This is a genomic window from Bradyrhizobium sp. P5_C11_2, assembly GCF_054049755.1.
Genome location: NZ_JBFULT010000389.1, coordinates 1 through 7,242, shown reverse-complemented (window position 1 = coordinate 7,242; position 7,242 = coordinate 1). Strand labels below are relative to the sequence as shown.

Below are 7,242 nucleotides of genomic sequence, written 5' to 3'. Positions count from 1 at the left end.
CGGCGACGGAATGGGTGTTCGCGGCGCTCAATTCGGTGGAGATGCCGGCCTTGCCCTGGACGATGTTCAAGTTCACCGGCAAGGACGACGGCTCACCTGCCGTGAAGTTCGTCGACGACTTCCTCAAGCTTCGCCTCAAGCACCTCGAGCCCGTGCTTGCCGATCGCGATTGGCTGGCGGGTTCCTTCTCCGTCGCCGACATCCTGATGTCGGACGTGCTGCGCGTCGTCGATCGCTTCGACGGGCTGACGGCACATCCGGCCTGCCGTGACTATGTCGCCCGCGCCACGGCCCGCCCGGCCTTCGCCAAGGCCCACGCCGGCCAGATGGCGCATTTCGCGGCGGCAGACCGGGCACGCACGTAGGGCGGATTAGCGAAGCGTAATCCGCCACTTCTCCATCCGAGGAGGCAGAGTTTGGTGGATCACGCCAGCGGACTGCGCTTCGCGCAGCCGCGAGCTAATCCACCCGACGCACCGAGCGTGACGAGCCTCACATAATTAATCCGGTGTTCGCCATAGGCTCACTTCCATCGAAACGAAGCAATTTGCGTCAAATTCTTCCGCGGAAGGTGACACATGGCCCGCATCGAATTTCTCAAACAGCAGCTTGCCCGCGCAGAGAGGTTGGCAAAGGCCATCCTCGACCAACACACCGCGGAGCGGCTTCAGGCGTTTGCAGCCGAATGCCGCGAGGAGTTGCAGGTCCTGACGCGCAGGGCTGCGGCGTAATGCGTGGCGCCCGCCAAGCGGCACGTCACACCAGCTTCATCGGCGCATCGGCGACCACGCGAAGGTCGATCCTGTTGATCAGTTGAGACCGCAGCGCCTCCGCGGCGCCGATCGCGCTCTCGGTTTGCTGCAACGTGCTGATGTTCGAGCCGAGCGACACGATCCCGCCGAGCACCAAGGCGATCGACCCGAGCGCCGCGGTCAGACCTGTCCCGAACAGTCCGAGGATCGTGATCAACAGCAGCGCCGCACCGCCGCCGATCGCGATCTTGGACGCCAGAATGTACTTCCGGCAGCGCTCGGCGATCTCGGCCAGCGCCTCGATCCGGGCTTCGATCTGTGAGATTTCGTCGGTCGGATCGTCTTCGGACATGGGAGTGAGATCGAACCCGTAGGGTGGGTTAGCGTAGCGTAACCCACCGAGGTCTTGACGCGTGGTCGGTTCAGCCGGCGGGTTACGGCTTCGCCTAACCCACCCTACGCCTCTTTCTACAACGGCAAATTGTCGTGCTTCTTCGCCGGCGTTTCCACCTTCTTGTCCTTCAGCATCGACAGCGCCCGCGCGATCCGCTTGCGGGTCGAGTGGGGCATGATGACGTCGTCGATGTAGCCGCGCTCGGCTGCGATGAACGGCGACAGGAAACGGTCTTCGTATTCCTTGGTGCGGGCGGCGATCTTGTCGGGGTCGCCGATGTCGCTGCGGAAGATGATCTCGACCGCGCCCTTGGCGCCCATCACCGCGATCTGGGCGGTCGGCCAGGCGTAGTTCATGTCGGCGCCGATTTCCTTGGACGCCATGACGTCGAAGGCGCCGCCATAGGCCTTGCGGGTGATGATGGTCACCAGCGGCACGGTGCACTGCGAGTAGGCGAACAGCAGTTTTGCGCCGTGCTTGATCAGGCCGCCATATTCCTGCGCGGTGCCGGGCAGGAAGCCCGGCACATCGACGAAGGTGACGATCGGGATGTTGAAGGCATCGCAGAAACGAACAAAGCGCGCCGCTTTCCGCGATGCATCGCTGTCGAGCACGCCGGCCAGCACCATCGGCTGGTTGGCGACGAAGCCGACGGTGCGCCCCGCGATGCGGCCGAAGCCGGTGACGATGTTCTTGGCAAAAGCGTCCGCGATCTCGAAGAAGTCGCCCTCGTCCACGACCTTCAGGATCAGCTCCTTCATGTCGTAGGGCTTGTTCGGATTGTCGGGGATCAGCGTGTCGAGCGACATGTCGACGCGGCCGATGTCGTCAAAGCTCGGCCATTCCGGCACGCCGTCGGTGTTGTTGGAGGGCAGGAAGTCGATCAGGCGCCGCATCTGCAACAGCGTCTCGACGTCGTTCTCGAAGGCGCCGTCGGCGATCGAGGAGCGCGTGGCGTGCACGGACGCGCCGCCGAGCTCCTCGGCGGTGACGACCTCGTTGGTCACCGTCTTCACCACGTCGGGGCCGGTGACGAACATGTAGCTGGTGTTCTTCACCATGAAGATGAAGTCGGTCATGGCCGGCGAATAGACGTCGCCGCCGGCGCAGGGGCCCATGATGACGGAGATCTGCGGGATCACGCCGGAGGCGRGCACGTTGCGGCGGAATACGTAGGAATAGCCGGCGAGCGCCGCGACGCCCTCCTGGATGCGGGCGCCGCCCGCGTCATAGAGGCCGATGATGGGCGCCCTCGCCTTCATCGCCATGTCCTGAAGTTTTGTGATTTTCAGCGCGTGGGTCTCGGACAGCGAGCCGCCGAACACGGTGAAATCCTTGGCGAAGACAAACGTCTTGCGGCCGTTGACGGTGCCCCAGCCGGTGACGACGCCGTCGCCGGGCACCTTGGTCTTCTCCATGCCGAACTCAGTGGAGCGGTGCTCGACGAACATGTCGAATTCCTCGAACGACCCCTTGTCGAGCAAGAGCTCGATGCGCTCGCGCGCGGTCAGCTTGCCGCGGGCGTGCTGCGCCTCGATGCGCTTCTCCCCGCCACCGAGCTTGGCGCCGGCGCGACGGTCTTCAAGGGCGTCCAGGATATTCTTCATTTGCTCCCGCCAGTTCTTAGCCTAAATGCGATTGCCGGGGGTTCTAACACGGCATTTTGCGGGCCGGGAAGCGGCTTTCGGCGCCGCAGGGCTGCCTTGCCGCAGCGGGAAAGCGCAAGGAATTACAGAGTTTTGCCTGGGAGGTGACGATGGATGAAGCAACGGCCGAGACGGGCGCGGCGACCGGCGGCGTCAAGATCCTGCTGCGGCTGGAGGGCCTGACCCTGTTCGTGGGGATGGTGATGCTCTACTGGGCCTGGGATGGGTCCTGGCTGGTGTTCGCCCTGCTCTTCTTCGTCMCCGATCTGAGCTTCCTGGCCTACCTGTCGGACGCGAAGTTCGGGGCCATGGTCTACAACGCCGCCCACAGCTACATGGCGCCGGTCGCGCTGCTGACGCTGGGCTTCGGCTTCGCCTCGCCGCTCACCCTGTCCATCGCCTTGATCTGGCTCGCCCATATCGGCATCGACCGGGCGCTGGGCTATGGCCTGAAATATTCGGCCGGCTTCGGCTTCACCCATCTCGGGCGGATCGGGCGGCAGAAGGACGCTTGACCCCAAATTTGGCGGCCGCCTCGGCTGACTGCGTAGCCCGGATGGAGCCAACGGGTCGGCGCGAAGCGCCGCCCGATGACAGGCTCCGCGTAATCCGGGGTCGTCCCCACCCTGCCCTGTCCCGGATTTCGCTTCGCTCCATCCGGGCTACGAGACCGTATTTGCCGCGCAGCCAGTTGACCGGGTCAGCCGATTCAGGCTTGCTGCAGCTTGCGATCAGGCGCCGAATGTTGCGTGAGCCAAGTCAGTACGGCGGCGGTCATCACGTCTGGCTGCAAGCATCACCCTCATGTCCGCGACAGTCGTCCCCCTGCCGCCGAGCTCATCGTCCGAAACCGTCGACTTCCTGCGGCGCATGGCCAGCATGGTGTCGGGGCGGAACGGCGAGATGCTGCTGCGCGCCGCCGCGCTGATCGAATCGCTGGCGCAGCGGGCAATGACAGCCGAGCGGCTCTATCACCAGCAGCATGAAGAGAACACACGCCATGTCGAGCTGCGCGAGGCTGCCGAGCTTGCCTCCGACGCCATGGTCAGCCAGATCGAGGCGCTGCGGGCGCAGCTCGCGGACGTGACCGCGGCACAAGCGGCAGAGCGCGCGGCATTCGATGCCGAGCGCGGCAAGCTGCTCGGCCTGATGCGGGATGCGGAAAGCCATATCGGCAAGCTCACGACCGAGCTCGATACGCTGCGTGCCTCCGTCGACAGCTTCAACGAGACCGTGGTCTCGGTGCCGATCGAGGTGCTGCGGCTTGCGCGCACGCAGTTCGATTTCCTCTCAAACGGCTTTGCCCGCAAGGGCGACGTGATCTCGCAGGCCATGAGCGAGATCGGCGGCTTCGCCATCGACCAGGCGCTGACGGCGAAGAAGACCGCCGATTCCGCCTGAGCGTATGCGCGTCAAAACTGACAGCGCGCGGACAATCTGATCCTCGACATCTACCGCTCGCTGGAGATCCTGGCGAAGCATCCGCGCGTCGACCCTGACCGCATCGTGCTGATGGGATTTTCGCGCGGCGGCCAGGCGACGCTCTATGCGAGCCTCGACCGCTTCAACAAGCTCTGGAACAAGTCCGGCGTCCAGTTCGCGGCCTACATCCCGTTCTATCCGGATTGCTCGACGACCTATCAGGGCGACACGGAGGTCGCGGCGCGCCCGATCCGCATCTTCCACGGCACGCCGGACGATTATAATCCCGTGAAGAGCTGCAAGGCCTTCGTCGAGCGGCTCAAGGAGGCCAAGCGCGACGTGGTGCTGACGGAATATCCCGACAGCGCGCACGGGTTTGACAGCGGCCTGCTCGGCGTCAGCACCGTGGCTGTCTCCGCCAAAGCGCAGACCGTGCGCAATTGCCAGATCAAGGAAGCCGACGGCGGCGTGCTGATGAACGCCAGCACGCAAGCCCCCTTCACCTACAAGGACGGCTGTGTCGAGCTCAACCCGCATGTCGGCGGCAATCCCACGACTGCCGCGGAGTCGCGCAAGTCCGTGGAGGAGTTTTTGCAGGCGCTGTTCAAGCTGGGCTGAGACTGCCCAGCCTGCACCRATGCAGTAGGGTGGGCAAAGCGAAGCGTGCCCACCAAATGCAAGACCACGGTGTCGAGAGATGGTGGGCACGGCGCTGCGCGCCTTTGCCCACCCTACGGTATCGCAATTTTGTCGCGGGCTCCTCGCAATGACGAGTCTTACGGCTCGCCGGGCTTGAACGGCTCCTGCTTGTCCGGAGGCACCGTCTCCTCGGCCATGGCGAGCAGCATCGCGACCATCACGTAATTGCCGGCAACCGCGGTGAGGTCGACGATCTGCTGATCGTTGAACACCTTCTTCGCGCGCGCATAGGTCTCGTCGGAGACCTTCCTGGTCGTGGTGAGCTCGGTGACGAAATCGTAGACCACCGCCTCGTCCTCCGCCATGTTCGACGGCCGCTTGTTCGCCTTCAGCTCCGCGATGATGTCGGCCGACAGGCCCGCCTTCGCGGCGAGCGGGGCGTGGGCGAACCACTCGACCTGCGAGCGCCACTGCCGTCCGATCACCAGGATCGCGAACTCGTTGAGCTTGACCGGCACCGAGGTCTGCCAGCGCAGATAATAGAACAGGTCGAACAGGCGCTGGCCGAGCACGGGGCTGCGGATCATCGGATTGTAGGGCCCGCCGATGCCGACGCTCGACACCTTCATGATCTGCTCGCCGAGCGGCTTCTGCTTCTCGTCGAGCTGGTCCATGGTCAACTGCGGAAAGCGCGGCGTCTTGCTGGTGGCGGGTGCTGCAAACATGGTGGCGGCGAGCCAGCCGCTAGCTGCGGCAAGCGTGAGCGACGACAGCCAGAGCGGCGTTGAAGTCATTGTTGTCCTCCCGACCTTTTTTCTTGCTTGGTCGCAAGGATGCTAGTCGAGCGGCGCGGCGCGCGCCAGAAAAGTGGCGCTAGATCGCGCCGATATCGGCAAGGCAGGCTTGCGTCAGCGGCATGCGCTCGCCGACCAGACGCGGCTCCTTGCAATCCATGTTGAGCGCGAACACGGTGTGCGCCTCGCCCTTCTCGGCCCAGCCGACCATCCAGCCGAGCGACGGCTCGCCGCGCTCGGCGCCCAGGAGGCCGGACTTGGCGCGGATGACGCTGTCGCCGACCTTGGTCACCGGCAGGATGTCGGCCACGAGATCCTGGCTCCGCTTGGAGATCGGCAGCGCGCGGCGGCGCAGCCGGTCGACGAAATCGATCTGCTCGATGGGATCGATACGCAAGGCGCCGGTGAGCCAGAACTGGTCGATGCCGCCGCCGATGTCGCGATTGCCGTAGTCGAACAGATCGACATATTTCTGCATCCGCTCCGCGCCGATGCGGCGCGCGATCTCCTGATAGACCGGCACCGCGCTGACCGCGATGGCGCTGCGCAGCGTGTGGTCCTTGTTCCAGGCCTCGATCGGACGTTTCACGCCGTCCCAGGGAAAGACGTCCTTGTTGGGATCGGCGACAACGCCCGTTTCCAGCGCAATCAGCGAGTTCGGGATCTTGAAGGTGGACGCCGGCAGCTTCGCTTCCCCCGAGCGCTCCCTGTCGCTCGCGACGATCAGATAGTCCTCGACCTTGTAGCCGACGAAAGTGCCGGCCGTGCCGAGATCGGTGAAGCGCTTTGCCAGGCTGTCGCGGATTTCGTTACGAGGCGGCGCGACGACAGCAAGCGCGCGCGAGGGCAGGATAGCGGCTGCGGCGAGAAGGCCGAGGGTGGAACGGCGGGTGAGCACGGGCGGTGTCCGTTGAACGATGACATTGGCGGCGACCATGCAGCCGCTATCATGGTGAAACGATGACAGCGTGCTACCGCGCCCGGCCCGACAGCCGCAGTACGAACACCAGCACTTCGGCGACGGCCTTGTAGAGGTCCGGCGGGATCTCCTCGCCGAGCTCGACCTTGGAGAGCGCGCCGGCCAAAACCTCGTTCTCCTCGATCGGGATGTCGTGAGCTTTTGCGATCTCGACGATCTTTGCGCCGATCGTGCCCTTGCCCTTGGCGACGACCACCGGCGCGTTGCTGCCCTTCTCGTAATGCAGCGCGATTGCGAGCTTGGATTCCTCGCTCATGTGGCGCGATCCAGGAAGTGCCCGGCGCGGGCCGGGGCCGGCTGCGGCGGTGTGCCGTCGCGCACGACGATGTCGCCGGGCTTGAGCTCGGCCCTGGTCATCGCCCGGCTCAGCTCACCGATGCCGGCGCGGAGCCGCTCGGCGGTCGCCGGCCGTTCCGCCCACATCCGCACAAAGGTCTTGTCGCCGTTGAGCGTGATCAGCGCGTGCACGGGGCCGGCCGGTTCGACATTGAGCGAGAAGCGCGCGCGCCAGGCGCGCTTGGCGGGATCGGCCGGTTCGTTGCCGCCGTCGCGCGAGATCTCGAACTGCGCCATCGCGGTCCCCTGCGGGGTCAAGAACGGAATCTCGAAATTCCAC

10 protein-coding genes and 1 pseudogene are annotated in these 7,242 nt (G+C 65.0%); 5 read left to right on the top strand and 6 right to left on the bottom strand.

Going from position 1 to position 7,242, the window contains the following annotated elements:
* Both ACXJL8_RS28605 and ACXJL8_RS28600 read left to right on the top strand, forming a co-directional pair.
* A partial coding sequence (locus ACXJL8_RS28605) for a glutathione binding-like protein (RefSeq protein WP_456686002.1) occupies positions 1–365 on the top strand: 365 nt, incomplete at its 5' end.
* Between the two features lie 213 nt (positions 366–578).
* Complete coding sequence (locus tag ACXJL8_RS28600; protein ID WP_456618135.1) at positions 579–731, top strand: hypothetical protein; 153 nt, start codon at positions 579–581, stop codon at positions 729–731.
* A gap of 25 nt (positions 732–756) precedes the next feature.
* Here the strand turns inward: ACXJL8_RS28600 and ACXJL8_RS28595 are convergent, their stop codons facing one another.
* Positions 757–1,104 (bottom strand): hypothetical protein, encoded by a 348-nt coding sequence (locus ACXJL8_RS28595; protein ID WP_456618136.1) that lies wholly within the window; start codon positions 1,102–1,104, stop codon positions 757–759.
* A gap of 116 nt (positions 1,105–1,220) precedes the next feature.
* Positions 1,221–2,753, bottom strand: coding sequence for an acyl-CoA carboxylase subunit beta (locus ACXJL8_RS28590; RefSeq protein ID WP_456686001.1), 1,533 nt, complete (start codon positions 2,751–2,753; stop codon positions 1,221–1,223).
* A 149-nt stretch (positions 2,754–2,902) separates the two neighbouring features.
* On the opposite strand from ACXJL8_RS28590, the gene ACXJL8_RS28585 reads away from it, so the two are divergent.
* From ACXJL8_RS28585 to ACXJL8_RS28575, 3 genes and pseudogenes are all read left to right on the top strand, one after another.
* A complete protein-coding gene (locus ACXJL8_RS28585) occupies positions 2,903–3,307 on the top strand; it encodes a DUF4260 domain-containing protein (protein WP_456686000.1) in 405 nt (134 codons plus the stop codon).
* A 289-nt stretch (positions 3,308–3,596) separates the two neighbouring features.
* Positions 3,597–4,193: a hypothetical protein gene (locus tag ACXJL8_RS28580; protein WP_456618139.1), complete on the top strand. Its 597-nt coding sequence runs from the start codon at positions 3,597–3,599 to the stop codon at positions 4,191–4,193.
* Between the two features lie 33 nt (positions 4,194–4,226).
* Positions 4,227–4,832 (top strand): annotated as a pseudogene (locus ACXJL8_RS28575) (dienelactone hydrolase family protein); the annotation flags it as partial.
* A gap of 158 nt (positions 4,833–4,990) precedes the next feature.
* Here the strand turns inward: ACXJL8_RS28575 and ACXJL8_RS28570 are convergent.
* The 4 genes from ACXJL8_RS28570 to fliK all read right to left on the bottom strand — a co-directional run.
* A complete protein-coding gene (locus ACXJL8_RS28570; protein WP_456618140.1) occupies positions 4,991–5,647 on the bottom strand; it encodes a carboxymuconolactone decarboxylase family protein in 657 nt (218 codons plus the stop codon).
* Between the two features lie 79 nt (positions 5,648–5,726).
* Positions 5,727–6,584 carry a penicillin-binding transpeptidase domain-containing protein gene (locus tag ACXJL8_RS28565; protein WP_456618141.1) on the bottom strand — a complete coding sequence of 286 codons (858 nt, stop codon included), beginning with the start codon at positions 6,582–6,584 and terminating at the stop codon, positions 5,727–5,729.
* A 34-nt stretch (positions 6,585–6,618) separates the two neighbouring features.
* Positions 6,619–6,882 (bottom strand): EscU/YscU/HrcU family type III secretion system export apparatus switch protein, encoded by a 264-nt coding sequence (locus tag ACXJL8_RS28560; RefSeq protein WP_456618142.1) that lies wholly within the window; start codon positions 6,880–6,882, stop codon positions 6,619–6,621.
* Positions 6,879–7,242, bottom strand: a 364-nt coding sequence (gene fliK, locus ACXJL8_RS28555; protein WP_456685999.1) for a flagellar hook-length control protein FliK, incomplete at its 5' end; no start/stop codon positions are given. The genes fliK and ACXJL8_RS28560, both read right to left, overlap by 4 nt.